Origin of the sequence: Pelobacter seleniigenes DSM 18267, assembly GCF_000711225.1 — a bacterium.
Lineage (GTDB): Bacteria > Desulfobacterota > Desulfuromonadia > Desulfuromonadales > Geopsychrobacteraceae > Seleniibacterium > Seleniibacterium seleniigenes.
The window spans coordinates 315,512-329,950 of sequence record NZ_JOMG01000005.1 but is presented as its reverse complement, the minus strand read 5'-3'; the positions used below and the strand labels follow the sequence as shown (position 1 = coordinate 329,950).

The following is a 14,439-nucleotide window of genomic DNA, read 5'->3' as shown; positions in this document are numbered from 1 at the left end:
GGTCGTTATCAGTTCGCAGTCGGCTTGAAACTGTCGGCGTCGAAATTCAGGGTAGCGAAGTAATCCTCTAACGTCTCTTCCCGTCGGATCAATTCAACACTGCCGTCAGCACGCATGAGCAGTTCCTTCGGCCGCAGGCGTGCATTGTATTGGAATCCCATGGCATGACCGTGAGCACCGGTATCATGGATCACCACGATGTCACCATCAACAATTTGCGGAAGTTCCCGCTGAACGGCAAACTTGTCATTATTTTCGCACAGTGAACCGACCAGATCATAAACATGATCCTTTGGTGCCGCCTCTTTGCCAAGGATGTCGATGTGATGATAGGCGCCGTAAAGGGCCGGACGCATCAACGAGGACATGCAGGCATCAAGGCCGATATAGTTGCGATAAATCTGCTTATGATTAATGGCCGTGGTCACCAGGCAACCATGCGGCCCGGTCATGAACCGACCGCTCTCCATGTACATGCGCGGTGCATAGCCATGTTGCTCTTTAAACGCGTTGAACAACCCGGTAACCTCGGCGGCCAGGGCAGAGATATTCAGGGCTTCCTGCTCGGGTCGATAAGGAATTCCGAACCCACCACCGATATTGACGAATTCAAAGCGGATATCCAACTCGGCGGAGACCGTCTCAACAATCTCCAGGACCATCCGGGCCGTTTCAACCATATAGGTGTAATCCAGTTCGTTGGAGGCGACCATGGTGTGCAGTCCGAAGCGCTTGGCGCCTCTGGCCCGAGCCAGTCGGTAGGCCTCGACGACCTGCTCATGGCTGACCCCGTATTTTGCCTCAACCGGATTGCCGATAATCACATTACCGGTCCGGCGCGGACCCGGATTGTAACGGAAGCAGACCAGCTCAGGGAATTCGGGAACTTTTTCAATCAGGGACATATCGTCCAGGTTCAGGATGCTCCCCCCGTCGGCTGCGGCTGCGGCAAACTCGGCTGCAGTGGTATTGTTTGAGGTGAACATGAGGTCTTCGGCACGTGCACCAATCTGCCGGCTCAGCACCAATTCGGCGATGGAACTGCAGTCAAACCCAAAACCCATGTCGTGCATCAGTTTGAGAATACGAGGGTTGGGCAATGCCTTAACCGCATAGTATTCACGAAATCCGTCAATCCCTGCGAAAGCTTTTTTCAGTGCTTCACCGGTCTCGCGGATACCGACTTCATCGTAAATATGAAAAGGCGTACCATAATGATCAACCAACTGCTGGGCAATGGGAAACAAACGCTCTTTAAAACTCTGTGACATGGGCATGAACAGACTCCTTTTATTCCGCTACTAGCCGGGTTAGGTCAATTTTTCGGGTTTCTTTGATGGTATTTAAAACGATACTGGTTTTGGTTTGCTGAACCCCTGGAATGGTCCCGATCTCTTCGGCCAGAATTCTACCAAGTTCGGTATTGTCAGCAACCCGGAGCTTGAGCAGGTGGCCATCTTCTCCAGCGACCTGATGCACATCCTGCACCCCGGTCACCTGAGCTAATCGGCCCGCAAGGTCGGCTCGATCCGAAGAGATCGCATAAACCTGCACAAAAGCGGTCAGGCCCTGGTTGAAGGCGGCCGGATTGAGGCGGACCTCGTACCCTTCAATAATGCCCCGTTCTTCGAGCTTGCGAATTCTTTCCAGCACGGCGGAAGGTGCCATATTAACTTGACGGGCAACTTCGGCATTCGGGATACGGGCTTTCTCCTGAAGGATCGCCAGTATTTTGTGGTCAATTTCGTCGATCATTCTCTAATTCTCCATTTCCATAGAATATTATTCTTTTTGAAAAAGAAAGTCAACTCCATCGTTCAGTTCGTGTCGAATCAATTCAGACTTAAAAAATGTCCGTAGGTTAGAGGTGTTCATTGTATTTTGAAAATGATTTTCACTGAAATGACTAATGGACAAGCTTCAACCGTACAGGCAGGCAGTGAATCCGGGAGGCGCTCACAAAAGTGAATGTAATGAAATGACAAAAACAGAACAGTCAAAAAAGATTGGCGGTCAAGTCCAGGCTAAACGATACCGACAACTTTACCCAGCAGATATCCGGAATAACAGAGATAAACGAGGATCAGCAGAGCACCCATGGGGCGGGTGATCCGTCGCTGCCCTTTGCGACCCCTGCCAACAAAAAACAGAGCAAGGGTCAATCCGCCCATGACCGAACAGTCCCGATAGAGGATTTCAGGTCCGACGGTCAGCGGGTGGATAAGTCCGGCAATCCCGACAACGGCAAGAGTGTTGAACAGGTTGGAGCCAAGAACATTACCAAGAGCCAGGTCGTGTTCGCCTTTGCGGGTCGCGGCAATGGCGGAAGCAAGCTCAGGCAATGAAGTCCCGATAGCAACAACGGTCAGGCCGATGATCAGATCGCTGACGCCGAAAGCCTGGGCGATTTCGACAGCTCCCCAGACCAGGGCGCGGGAACTGAGAATCAACAGGATCATTCCCATGATCAGCCAGAACAGAGCCGTTTTCAGGGGGATCGGGTTCATTTCCAGTTCAACATCCAGATCAACTTCCAGACTGTCCCGCCTTTGATGAAGCCCCAGCCAGATCCACCAGCCCATAACCGCGAAGAACACGACCAGCAGAACTACGGCATCAAGGCGGCTCAGATACAGGTCAAAGAGTTGGCCGGCAGCCAACAAAGTGGTCAGGAGTAAGATGGGCAATTCCTTGCGCAATATGCCTGATTGTATCGATATCGGACTGATAACCGCGGTCACACCAAGAATCAACGCAATGTTCGAAATATTTGAGCCATAAGCATTTCCGAGTGCCAAACCCGGGTTCCCCTGGGCCGCGGAAATAGCGGAAACAACCATCTCAGGAGCGGAGGTACCAAACCCGATGATCACCATCCCGATCAGCAATGATGGCATCCCGGCATGACGTGCTGTTGCCGCTGCGCCTTCGACAAATTTATCGGCACTCCAGACCAGCACGACCAGTCCGGCAAGAAGAACAAGAGCAGGAACCACTAACGACATATTAACAACCTGGGAAAATCCATCTGGAAAGGAAAAAATAGCCTAAAGCCATCAGTTACAATCTTGAATCATTGAAAATTACCAAATCTCGGGCAGAGTCGTCTCAAACATAAACATTTTGAGGCACACCACTGCTCTCGACAGCGCCTAAGAACCCAGGTGGGTTCTCGGGATACGTCAGAAGAGACGATGACCGGATAACGGCTGGTCCGCGAAAGACGTATTGTGCACTTTATGCAGGCATTTTTCAATGCCATTGGCAGGCAGACAAGGGAAACCCGCAAGCCTCAAGCCCGAAAGGCAAAAAGCGATCACAAATTCTTAAAATTTCGATATTGCCTGGGTTGATAATTAGACAACTTGGCCAATCACTTTATTTGGTGTGACAGAACCGTATCCCGGCCTTTCATTTGTTCTTCAAAATCAATACGATTTACGAAAGTGCGGGTGAAAGCACTTCGGACACGGCGGAATCCGTGCGGTTTTTTTCATATGAATCTGCTCACCGCAGTTTTTGCAAGTCAAAGTCCCCGGGCTGGTCACTTCCCCGGTTTTGAACTCGATATTCTGCTGAGATTTTTGAGCCCACTCGTTCAGCGTGTCTGCCGAAGCCGACAGGATTCTGGCAAAGATGCTTTGGGCCCCGGCGGCAATGCGGCTGGGATCGACCGCTTCCTTGAGGGATTCTTTCGCCTTATTGGCATCTTTGACCGTATGTTCAAGATCCCGGCGTACAAACTGAGAGATCTTGTCTGCCTGCTCTCGGGTAAACTCTCCGGCCGCTTCCAGTTCGTCCCCCGCCTTTTTTAAGGCTTCGTCGAGGTTTTTGCGACCGCTTTCAAGCAGTTTTTCCGTCCTGGCAAGCAGTTTTTCATACAGGCTGACATCTTTTTTCCCGTTTTTAACCTGATCGTCTTCTGGCATGGGCAAGCTCCTTAAGATCAAACAAATTGTTGTTCAACCAGGGAATTCATGTTTGCATCCTGCTCATCAAATAGTACCAGAATTCAAAACTTTTTGGTTGGTTGCCCAGATTGATTTAACCGAGCCAACTTATTTATAGCCCTGCTCTGGATCTTTCCCAAGGGGGATCAAGGCGACAACCAGAACCGCAAAAGGTCCAATAAACAGGGCAATGACAAACCAGAGGTATTTATTTCGGCCACGGCTGCCGGCGACAGCGTATGCAGCGCAGGCGAACAGTATCCAGATCAGCAAGTATTCCATATGGGTTACCTTCTTCCTGACAACAAAGCTTAAGGCCAGACAGTCTGTTACAGGCGCAGTGGACCAATTCCCAAACGTTGCCTTACCATAGCACAAAAATCAAGGGCAAGGCTTCCGTTCCGCCCCGGATAGCGATATACTTACAGGTACAGGAAAGGAGTGATGCCTATCGAAGACGAGACAGAGCAGTTGAGAAGGTTTTCCACCCATCCGGCATGTCAAAATGGCGGATCATCCCGTGTAAGGATTAACATACAAACAGAAGGCCCGCAGACAACATGCTCAGCGGGCCTTTCACTATTTATCCTAAACAAATTCGCTTAAACAGGCCAGGACCGGTTTAACAATCCACAACCTCCGGCAGGTATTTCGCCACGTCCATGAAATAGCCATCCAGATCGGTATCGACAAAAAAACGCTGCTCTGCGGCCGGCAACATCACTTCCCCCTGGCTGACAATAATCGTCGGCGCGGTTGTCAGGTATGGCAAATGGGAGGCCGGCGACACCTGCAGGGAGGAACCGAGCACCAACAGCAGATCGCATTCGGCCACCAGCTCCTCAGCAGCAGCAAACTGATGAACCATCTCCCCGAAAAATACGATATCCGGTTTCAGAACACCGTGACAGTCAGGGCAGCGGGCGACCGGCGGAGTTGGGCTCTCAGCCATTAGTCTTTCCCACCAGGCATAGCTGAGATTGTGAAAATGTTGCCCGCAAGCCTGACAGGTCGCACTGCTGTAGGAACCGTGCAGTTCGATGATCTTCTTGTTGCCAGCCTGATGATGGAGCAGGTCGATATTCTGGGTAACGACACTGGCAAGGCGCTGCCCCTGCTCCAGCCGGGCCAGGAAATTATGGGTAAAGGTCGGTTTAATGGTATTGGCCGTCGCAACGAAGTCACGGGAAAATTCATAAAAATATTCCGGTTGGCGTTGAAAAGAATCGATTTCGAAAACCTTCATTGGATCGTAGCGGCGGGTAACATAAAGCCCTTTGGGGCCACGGAAATCAGGTATTCCGGCGGCAGTGGAGATGCCTGCGCCGGTCAGGGCGACAATGGCTTTGGCTCCATGCAAGAGCTCAGCACAATGCTCAGGGGTGAGGGGTGGTTTTTTCATGACGGATTCTCCTTCGGGTCAGAGCGTGGGTTTGGAGATGCGGGATTATTCGATCTCGATTCGATAGAAGAGATCAACCCCGCTTTGTTCGCCGATATTCGATTCAACTTCCCACTTGGGCGTTAAATGATAACGGAGAGTAAATTCATTGGTATTTTTGAAAACTGAGTAGCCGAGGCTCACATAGAGATCCGGACTCAGGTATTTGCCGGTGGTCAGAACGGAATCCTTCAGGTTGCCGTTACCGGCACTGAAGGTCAGGACATCAAGGCCGAGCACCCCTTTCAGCTTCTCCTGCAGGACCACGGATTCACCTTGCGACAACAGTGCGCCGGCAGCACTCATCAGCAAGTTGGAATCGCCGCCGCTGCTCGAATCCAGTGGTCGCCCGAGAACCATATAGGAAAGGATATCCGTATCCGCCATGGAAGGTTCAGAATAGAGGGTGACAACCGGATTCTGGGCAGTGCCGCTCACCTTAACCCCGGCTTTCACTTCACCGACAGTGCGCAATGCCAGGATATCCAGAATCGGCCGTTGCAGAGGGCCTCCGGCAAAATACAGGTCCCCGCGGGTGATATCCAGGCTTACCCCGTAGCTGGAGAATTTACCTTTGCTGATAGCGATTTTTCCTGTCGCCGCATAATCGTTGTCAGCAGTGGAAGTCAGCCGAATTTGACCGTCGAGTTTGGCTTCGATCCCGCCGAAATCGACCAGGACTCGCTCGCCGACCACCAGTTTGATGTCGATATCCTGAGTCAGTGGCAGCGTTGTGGAAGGTTTCTGTTGCCGGTCAACAATGACCAGATCCGGGCTGTTCCGGGCCAGCTCCTTGTTGCCACTTTCACGCACCAGAACATCCGGGAAAAGAACCTCTCCCCGGACTTTAAGCTGTCGTTCGGTTCCGGAAATTTCAAGATCCGGATTAATGGCGACCTGCAGTTCGGGAAGATTGAACAACTGGAACCGTTCCCCTGTTAAGTTGAAATGATAAGTCTTGGGTCGCCAGTTTTTCAAGGTTAAATAACCATCCCCGGTCAGCTTCCCCTCCCCTGCCTCAGCCGACAAACCGGTGACGGAAATCCGTTCAGCATCGAACAGTCCGGCAAGTTCGATGCGATTGACCTTTATCCCGAGCCGTGGGATGAATGCGGCCCCCTGACTGAGTTGAAAACTGCCCTTCATCAGTGGTTTCATATAGCTTCCGCTCATTTGATAATCGAGGGAAATGATCCCGGCGGTGTCCTGTACCCAGTCTCCGGCGAGCATTTCAACCAGCCCCTGGTCTCGAAATTCCCCTTTTATGGCGATATTCCAGGCGGCGCTGCGATCGAAAGCCGGTGGCATGGTCATTTTGAGAGGGAGCCGGGCCTGGGCGGACAGCTGTCCGGTTTCGCCAAGATCGGCAGTAAGGTTCAGGGAAAAAACATCACTCAGTGCGCAGTTTACGGCAATAGAGTTCAGCCTGATGTTGATGGTTTCATCCAGCACCGGCCAGCTCAATTGTCCATCCTCGGCATGGAAGGTGCCACTTCCGGTCAGCCCTGCAGCCGGAGTCCAGGCGGTCTCCAGATCCCAGCCGAAGCTTCCGGTCAGGGTGGTGTGAGGCGGCAACCAGGGATCAGCCGCAGCAAGCGGCATATGCTGAGCGCTCAGGGTAGCCTGCAACTGGCTGGGCAGGCTCTTCAAGTCCTTCAGCTTACCGTTGACCCGCCCCTGCACAGACCCCATCTCAGCCAGATTCAAATTGATGCGGCCGCTGATATCGGTTCCGTTCCAAAGGACCTCCCCTTCCCCTTTATGGACCGTTAACTTCAAGTGCTCCCGTTCCACTTCAGCCATTAAAGTGAACTCACCTTGCAGGCTGTTGCGTGCCCCCTGCTGCCCCTGGAACTGACCACTGCTGGAACCGGAAATAGTCCATTCGGGCAACCAGAACTCCAGTGGAGTAAGATTGAGATCTTGCCAGGACAGGGTCACTGCGTAATCGTGATCCGGTATGGAATAGTTCCCCTCGGCCTTTACCCGTTGGTTGCCGCCTCCTTGCAAAGAAATGGCGTCAACCTGCACCTGCTGCGGCGAGACGGTTACAGAGGCGGGGCTGCGCAGATCCCACTCGCCCAGATGCGGTTCGGACATGTGTAAAGTGTGCAGTGTTCCAAGCCATTGCTGGTTATCCCAGCTTCCACCGGCCGTGAGTGCCAGAAGGCTATCCTGCTGCCGCGCCCGCACGGCAATGGAATGATCGTTCAGCGCACCGCTGACCTGAACCTGAGCCTCATCGAATAGATTTTGCGCTCCCCCCTGTGCTGACAGCGAGGTCAATTCGGCGGAAATCTTAAGCGCGCCGCTCGGTTCTGTGATTTTTCCTGACAAAGCCAGTTTTTTGAGCGCCCAGTCCTGAAAAAAGAGGTTTTCCCCCTGCACGGTCAGGTCGGCGGCGGGGTGTGCCTGGAGCTGAACCCAGCCCGCAGCGGTCAACCGCCCGCCGGCATCTTTGCTGATTGCGGACAGGTCCGCGACCTTGGCCGTGACCTGCAGACGTTCGGCCGGGTTACCCGTGGCGGAAATGGAAACGCCCTCGCCATGCAGTTGCAAAATCTCCAGCATGATTTTCTCGTTGTGCAGGGAAACCTTGGCCTGACCTTGCAGGGTCTTTTGCTGCAAGGTCGATTCTGCCAGCTTGATCTCGAGTTGTCCCTGCTGTTGTTGACCGGGGCTGTGCGTATACTCGGCGCTGGCTGTGACATTAAGTTGTCCACTTAATTGCTCCCACAGCAGTTCAGGATCAAGTGCCGTTCCGGTCAGGGTGGTCTGCAGTTGCAAACCATTATTCCAGGCAGCGCGCAGCGTCCCGGTAACCTGCCCGTTCAGTACCGAGCCGTCCAGCTGGGACACAGTCACAGCGTACCAGGATCCCTGGAAACGCCCCTTCAGCTTGGTGGAATAAAGTTCCGGACCTGCGCTATTCAGGGTAAAGTGACCACTATAGGAATCGAGATTCCCCACGGCCAGCACGTCTCCGGACAATTTTAGGGGGCGTCCGGCTTCAGGTTCGAGATCAACCTGATCAACCAGCAAATGCCCTTGAATCTGCGGAGCCGGACCATTTGTCGACAGGCGAATCGAGCCGCCGAGCGTCCCCTGTCGATCGGAACGGTGAACGGCCATATCATTAAGAATCAAGGTTTGCGGGGCCAGGGTCAGGGTTCCATTGGCCCGGGTCTCGACACCGTCCTGCTCCGTCAAACGCACCATTACCGGTCCACTCAACTCCGCGCCGTTTTTTGCTGCGTTCAGGCTCCCATCCACATGGACCTGCTGCCAGGCTGATGATGGCTGGCGGGCCACGGCGGAAAGCTCTGTTTTCAGGTCGGGTTGCGCCAGATTGAGCTGCGCAGAACCGGTCAGAGTCGCTGGCGGTGTTTGCAGGCTGAGTTGATCAATCCGCAATTGAGCATTTTGCAGACGGAGCCGGGTCTGAAGATTTTCACAGAGCAGGTCCGTCCCACCGCTTTGCACGCGTACGACCTTGTGAACCGTCAGCCGGTCGATCTCCACATCAAAAAAATCGACAAATCCGGGAGCTAATGGCCAGCTCGGCAGGTTGATATCCGGGCTCGCATCAGTGTCCGGAGCGGCCTCCGTCGCCACCAGCCGGACTTCACCAAGCTCCAGGGTCGCAATCCGAATATGTAGCGGCCAGAGCTTGATCAAACGGCTGTCAGCGCTCAGCCGATCAATCAAAATCCGCTCCGTACCAGAATTGACCCTCACCTCACCGAGCTCCAGCGAGTCCAGCAATGTTCCGTCAATCTGGCCGACAGTGATGTCCTGTCCGCTCCAGACCAGGGCATGTTCAACCAGCCAACGGGTGCCGGCAGCGGTATTGAAAAGCCAACCGCAGCCAGCAAGCATTGCCGTGGTCACCAGGATCAGGCCTGCCAGAATGACACTGAGCCTTACCATCCGATCCCCACACTGAAATGAACCCGATATTTATTCTTTGGTTCCCCGACCTGGCGCGCAAGATCAAGCCGTAGCGCACCGATCCGGGTATAATAGCGCAGCCCGATCCCGGCCCCCTGCTTCAATTCATAATCATTGAAGGAATTAAAGGCATTGCCGATATCATAGAACATGGCCACTCCGTAATCTTTGAAAAAGCGCCGTTCCAATTCCATTGATGCGGCCAGCATATGCTGGCCGCCAACCACATTGCCATCCTCATCCTCCGGACCCAAAGATTGATAGGCATAACCGCGCACGGTTTTGTCGCCACCAGCAAAAAACCGTAGTGAGGCCGGTAAGGTATCGAAGGGATCGTCGAGCCAGGTGGTTCCCCCTTGCAAGCGCACCAGTAAACTGAAGTTTTCGGAAAGCGGTTGCAATCCGGTCACCTGGCCGATGAGCTGAACCAGACTGGTATCAGACACCACACTCTGTTGGCTCCCCTGCAGGGTCAGCTTGGCCTGAAATCCCCGCCGGCCCTGCAGTGGATCATCCACCGCGGTCCAGGCCAGCCTGATCCCCGGCAGCAACAGTTCGGAGGCGTCCTCTTCGTCGGCAATGCGGGAAAATTCGGAGCTGTAACGAATAAACAGCGATCCGCTCAGACGTTTCGACAAGGCTCTCTGGTATTCGATTTCGCCAAACAGTTCCCGGCTGAGATAGCTGTCGGTATCTTCCCGGTTGATACCGGCATGGAGCAAAAGCTGGCTGTCGATGCGTCTGGAATCGGGGATAATATAGGTCGACAGCAGAGACTGCTGGCGTTCGGCAAGAAGGATATTTCCCTTGAATTCGTGCCCCCGCTGCAGCAGGTTTAAATTCCGATAGCGGAGCGAAAGCCGCCCTCCGGTATCTGTGCCATAACCGATTCCGGGACGTAGTTGATGCCTGGGCATCGGATCCAGTTCGACCAGAACCGGGACGACCTGATCCTTTTTTTCTCCCAGCAGGGGCCTGACCGCAGCTGTTTTAAAAAGATCCGCATTGATAAAATTCAACTGACTCTGATTCAACAGCCGATAACTGAACTTTTCCCCTTGGTTGTAGCTGAGAAAGCGGCGTAGAAATTTGTCCGGGTAACTCTCCTCACCGGAAAACCGGGTTTCCCCAAAACGGTATCTGGCCCCCGTATTCAAGGTTAAAACAATGGCGGCAGTCCTTTTTTCTAGGCTGACACGGATTTCGTGTGCACTGTAATCGGCATCAAGAAATCCACTGTCTAAGGCCTCCTGCTGAAGGGTGCTCTTGCCCTGCTCGTAACTGCGTTGCAGCAGAATATCGCCAACCCGCAGTGGAAACGCGGCCACAGCCTGCTGCAGACCGGTATCGGTTTCTCCGGGGCCGCGCAGCTTGACATCCAAACTGGTCACGCGCAATGGCTCCCCGGCAGCTACGGTTACGGTTAAGACAAACTCGTCGGCATGCCGGCTGACGGAAGTGTTGATCTGCGGATAAAAATACCCGTAAGGCTCAAGAATATCTTTCACTTTTTGCGGCAGGCGTTGTTGATAACGGTTCAGCCAATTCTGGTTGATCTGGTCGTTCTTTACAATCCCCGGCGGCAGGTCCAGTCCCGTGGCAAGAATGCTTTTGAGCTCCTTGTCGACCCCGTCGATGTCCATGCGCAGACTCTCGGCGCAGCCCACGGAAGCCGCCATCTGGAAAAACAGTAAGAAGAGAAGAAAACGGGTCATGAGGACTCATTTCAGCAGGATATCAGTAAGCCGAAAGGATCATTTGTCAGCCGACGGTAACAAACCAACACTTTCGCTCAATACAAGGGCTCTGTCCACAGTCCATTGTAAAGCATCTTTGCCAGTTCTTCAAAAAACGGCCCGTTCAAACAGCCTGCGACCGGTAACAGAGTCGTGAAATTTGAAAAGCCCACCTAGCCTGTTATACTTTTCCCAACCGAATGATAAAAACTATAGAATTTTACTTATGCAACGTCTAAACCGCCCTCTCCTTTTCGGGGAGGTTCTTTTTGATATTTTTGCCGATAAATCCGTCATCGGCGGGGCTCCGTTCAACGTCGTCCGCCATCTCAAAGGTTTCGGATTAGAACCTCTGTTCATCAGCCGCATCGGCATGGACGAACTTGGTCAGCAGATCCTGGCACGGATGAGACACTGGCAGCTCGATACCTCCGCGATCCAGCTTGACCCGGACCATGAAACCGGTCAAGTGTGGGTCGCGGAACAGGCTGGGCAGCCGAGCTATACCATCAGGGAAAATCAGGCCTACGACCATATCCAGCCGGTCTCATGCAAAGGAGACCAGGACACTGTGTTCAACCTGATCTACCATGGAACCCTGGCCCTGCGCGAAGAGAACAACCGCAACACCCTTGCAAAAATCACTGCCGAGTTGCAAAGCCCAATCTTTGTCGACCTGAATTTGCGTCAACCCTGGTGGCAGCCGGAAATCGTTCAGACAGCACTGCAGAACGCAACCTGGGCAAAAATGAGCCTTGATGAACTAAGAGAGGTGACCGCCTTTTCCGGTATTGACATGTCCTCACTCGCCGCTGCCGCCAAAACAGTCACCGCGCGCTACCGGCTGAAAACACTCTTTATAACCGACGGCGAAAACGGCAGCTACTGCTGGCAAGATGGTGCTATGGACTATCAAGCGGCGCTGGAACACCACTCCTTCAAGGACAGTGTCGGGGCCGGAGATGCCTTTACCGCCGTTTGTATCCTCGGCTTACTGAATGGCTGGCCGACGAAATTGAGCCTGGCAAGGGCAGCGGCCTTTGCTGCCGCGATTTGCGGAGAGCGCGGCGCATTGCCCAGCGATGAAGCTCTCTACCGAACGATCTCCGCAGGATGGGAAGCAGGTGCAGAAAGATAAGGGACTATACATCGTATTAATCAGTATTCACGGCCTGATCCGCGGGAAGGACCTGGAACTGGGGCGCGATGCGGACACCGGAGGGCAAACCAAATATGTAGTCGAATTGGCCAGAGCCCTGGGCCAGCATAAGGACGTCGAACGGGTGGAGCTGTTCACCCGTAAGATTGTCGACGAGCGGGTTGCGGAAGATTATTCCGTTGATGCTGAACCTCTCGGCGACAACGTGCATATCATCCGCTTAGCGTGCGGACCACGTCGCTATATTAAAAAAGAAAGTCTGTGGCCGTATCTGGATATTTTTTCCGATAACGCCATCAAGCATTTCAGGAAAATGCGGGCCGTTCCGGATTTGGTCCATGCTCACTATGCAGACGCCGGCCTGGTTGGTGCCAATCTGTCCAATATCCTCGGAGTCCCCCTTATCTTTACCGGGCACTCCCTCGGCCGCGAAAAAAAGCGCCGCCTGCTTGAGAACGGGTTGACCGAGGAGACCATCGAAAAACGCTACAATATGGCCAGACGCATCGAGGCCGAGGAAGTCGCTCTCGATAACGCCATCATGGTCATTGCCAGCACTCAGCAGGAAACCAGCCAGCAGTATGCCGACTATGAAAATTATCGGCCCGATCAGATGCGGGTTATTCCGCCTGGTGTCGATCTGGACAGGTTCTATCCGCCCAGTCGCAGAGGCCGTTATCCGGCCGCGATCAGTTACTTGAAAAGATTTCTGAGCGAACCGACCAAGCCCTGTATCCTCGCCATCTCCCGAGCCGATGAGCGCAAAAACATTATCTCCCTGCTCAACGCTTACGGCACCAGTCAGCAACTGCAGGAGCTGGCCAACTTGATCATTATCGCCGGGAATCGGGACGATATCCGCCACATGGATAAAGGGACCAGGCAGGTTCTCGAAGGCCTGCTGCTGGGGATTGATAAATTCGACCTGTACGGCAAGGTCTGTTACCCAAAGCAGCACAATCCCGACGACATTCCCGAGTTGTATCGACTCGCAGCCAGGTTTCACGGGGTCTTTATCAATCCAGCGCTGACCGAACCTTTCGGATTGACCCTGATAGAAGCGGCCGCCAGCGGTTTGCCCATTGTCGCCACCAACGACGGCGGTCCCCGGGACATCATCGATAATTGTCATAACGGGATTCTGATTGACCCGTTGGATGAAGAGCAAATTTCCACGGCACTGACTGAAATCCTCGGCACCCGGGACACTTGGCGGACATCTGCGGCCAACGGTCTGAAAGGGGTCAAAAAGCACTATTCCTGGGACGGTCATGTTCGCAAATACCTCAGCAACCTGAATAAAAAACTCCGGCAACGCAAAGTCAACAAGCTGTTCGCAGCCAGAAAAACTGTGATTCCTGCGGCCAGGAAGCTCTTGGTCAGCGATATCGACAATACCTTGCTTGGGGATCGGGCTGCCGCGGCCAGGATAGCCGAGGTGCTGCGCGCCAGTCAGGGTCAGCTCGGTTTTGCCGTCGCAACCGGCAGGCGGGTTGAAAGCGCCAGGGCAATCCTCAAGGAATGGAATATCCCGGAGCCGGACATCTATATTTCTGCCGTAGGGACCGAAATTCATTACAAAGGCAAGGAACCGCGGCTGGACCGAAACTGGGCCAACCACATCTCTTATCAATGGGAACCGGACAAAGTCCGCAGTCTGCTGGACAACTTGCCGGGCCTGGTGCTGCAGGAAAAGCGGGAACAGCGGCAGTTTAAAATCAGTTATTTCTATGATCCGGACAAAGCACCTAAAGCTGGAGAGATGCGGCGAATTCTGCGCAACAACAACGTTCACGCCAAGCTCATCATGTCCCATGGCCAGTATCTTGATGTCCTGCCGATCAGGGCCTCCAAGGGACATGCGGTCAGGTATCTGGCGATGAGTTGGGGGTATGAATATGAAGACATCCTGGTTGCCGGCGATTCCGGCAACGATGAAGAAATGCTCAACGGCAACACCCTCGGGGTTGTGGTCGGCAACTACAGCAAGGAACTCGGACGGCTGAGAGGGAAGCATGCCATCTATTTCGCGACCGCCACCTACGCTGATGGCGTGCTCGAAGGCATGCGGCACTATGATTTTCTCGACAATTTGCCAGAGGGTTGAAAAACCGCCTGCCCTGCCCATGGAGTGGTGCCTCATGAACAATGCCAGCCGGTTCGATTCTTGATTTCAGAAGAGCGGGGAAAACGCATTTATCG

At 53.6% G+C, this 14,439-nt stretch carries 10 protein-coding genes; 2 read left to right on the top strand and 8 right to left on the bottom strand.

Annotation, left to right across the window (positions count from 1 at the left end; genetic code table 11):
- Positions 1-8: 8 nt before the first annotated feature.
- The 8 genes from N909_RS0122735 to N909_RS0122700 all read right to left on the bottom strand — a co-directional run bounded on the left by N909_RS0122735 (position 9) and on the right by N909_RS0122700 (position 11,057).
- The gene (locus N909_RS0122735; protein WP_029918399.1) at positions 9-1,277 is read right to left on the bottom strand and encodes a diaminopimelate decarboxylase; all 1,269 of its coding nucleotides are present in this window, start codon (positions 1,275-1,277) and stop codon (positions 9-11) included.
- 13 nt (positions 1,278-1,290) lie between these two features.
- On the bottom strand, positions 1,291-1,755 hold the full coding sequence (locus N909_RS0122730; RefSeq protein WP_029918398.1) for an Lrp/AsnC family transcriptional regulator: 465 nt from the start codon (positions 1,753-1,755) through the stop codon (positions 1,291-1,293).
- 269 nt (positions 1,756-2,024) lie between these two features.
- Positions 2,025-3,005 carry a calcium/sodium antiporter gene (locus N909_RS0122725; protein ID WP_029918397.1) on the bottom strand — a complete coding sequence of 327 codons (981 nt, stop codon included), beginning with the start codon at positions 3,003-3,005 and terminating at the stop codon, positions 2,025-2,027.
- A gap of 423 nt (positions 3,006-3,428) precedes the next feature.
- Positions 3,429-3,929: a zinc ribbon-containing protein gene (locus tag N909_RS0122720; RefSeq protein ID WP_029918396.1), complete on the bottom strand. Its 501-nt coding sequence runs from the start codon at positions 3,927-3,929 to the stop codon at positions 3,429-3,431.
- 129 nt (positions 3,930-4,058) lie between these two features.
- Complete coding sequence (locus N909_RS25860) at positions 4,059-4,232, bottom strand: hypothetical protein (protein ID WP_155006055.1); 174 nt, start codon at positions 4,230-4,232, stop codon at positions 4,059-4,061.
- A gap of 340 nt (positions 4,233-4,572) precedes the next feature.
- Complete coding sequence (locus tag N909_RS0122710) at positions 4,573-5,352, bottom strand: SIR2 family NAD-dependent protein deacylase (protein ID WP_036684533.1); 780 nt, start codon at positions 5,350-5,352, stop codon at positions 4,573-4,575.
- 45 nt (positions 5,353-5,397) lie between these two features.
- Positions 5,398-9,321, bottom strand: coding sequence for a translocation/assembly module TamB domain-containing protein (locus N909_RS0122705; RefSeq protein ID WP_029918394.1), 3,924 nt, complete (start codon positions 9,319-9,321; stop codon positions 5,398-5,400).
- Positions 9,315-11,057: an autotransporter assembly complex protein TamA gene (locus N909_RS0122700; RefSeq protein WP_051690069.1), complete on the bottom strand. Its 1,743-nt coding sequence runs from the start codon at positions 11,055-11,057 to the stop codon at positions 9,315-9,317. Before N909_RS0122700 ends, N909_RS0122705 begins: the two co-directional genes overlap by 7 nt.
- A 247-nt stretch (positions 11,058-11,304) precedes the next feature.
- On the opposite strand from N909_RS0122700, the gene N909_RS0122695 reads away from it, so the two are divergent.
- Both N909_RS0122695 and N909_RS0122690 read left to right on the top strand, forming a co-directional pair.
- The gene (locus N909_RS0122695) at positions 11,305-12,216 is read left to right on the top strand and encodes a PfkB family carbohydrate kinase (protein ID WP_029918392.1); all 912 of its coding nucleotides are present in this window, start codon (positions 11,305-11,307) and stop codon (positions 12,214-12,216) included.
- Positions 12,161-14,344 carry an HAD-IIB family hydrolase gene (locus N909_RS0122690; protein ID WP_029918391.1) on the top strand — a complete coding sequence of 728 codons (2,184 nt, stop codon included), beginning with the start codon at positions 12,161-12,163 and terminating at the stop codon, positions 14,342-14,344. The genes N909_RS0122695 and N909_RS0122690 overlap by 56 nt, the downstream gene beginning before the upstream one ends.
- The last annotated feature ends 95 nt before the right edge of the window (positions 14,345-14,439 follow it).

Coding starts and splice junctions, on each gene's coding strand:
- N909_RS0122735 (WP_029918399.1), bottom strand. CDS start 1,277: ATGCCCATGTCACAGAGTTTTAAAGAGCGTTTGTTTCCCATTGCCCAG.
- N909_RS0122730 (WP_029918398.1), bottom strand. CDS start 1,755: ATGATCGACGAAATTGACCACAAAATACTGGCGATCCTTCAGGAGAAA.
- N909_RS0122725 (WP_029918397.1), bottom strand. CDS start 3,005: ATGTCGTTAGTGGTTCCTGCTCTTGTTCTTCTTGCCGGACTGGTCGTG.
- N909_RS0122720 (WP_029918396.1), bottom strand. CDS start 3,929: ATGCCAGAAGACGATCAGGTTAAAAACGGGAAAAAAGATGTCAGCCTG.
- N909_RS25860 (WP_155006055.1), bottom strand. CDS start 4,232: ATGGAATACTTGCTGATCTGGATACTGTTCGCCTGCGCTGCATACGCT.
- N909_RS0122710 (WP_036684533.1), bottom strand. CDS start 5,352: ATGAAAAAACCACCCCTCACCCCTGAGCATTGTGCTGAGCTCTTGCAT.
- N909_RS0122705 (WP_029918394.1), bottom strand. CDS start 9,321: ATGGTAAGGCTCAGTGTCATTCTGGCAGGCCTGATCCTGGTGACCACG.
- N909_RS0122700 (WP_051690069.1), bottom strand. CDS start 11,057: ATGACCCGTTTTCTTCTCTTCTTACTGTTTTTCCAGATGGCGGCTTCC.
- N909_RS0122695 (WP_029918392.1), top strand. CDS start 11,305: ATGCAACGTCTAAACCGCCCTCTCCTTTTCGGGGAGGTTCTTTTTGAT.
- N909_RS0122690 (WP_029918391.1), top strand. CDS start 12,161: ATGAAGCTCTCTACCGAACGATCTCCGCAGGATGGGAAGCAGGTGCAG.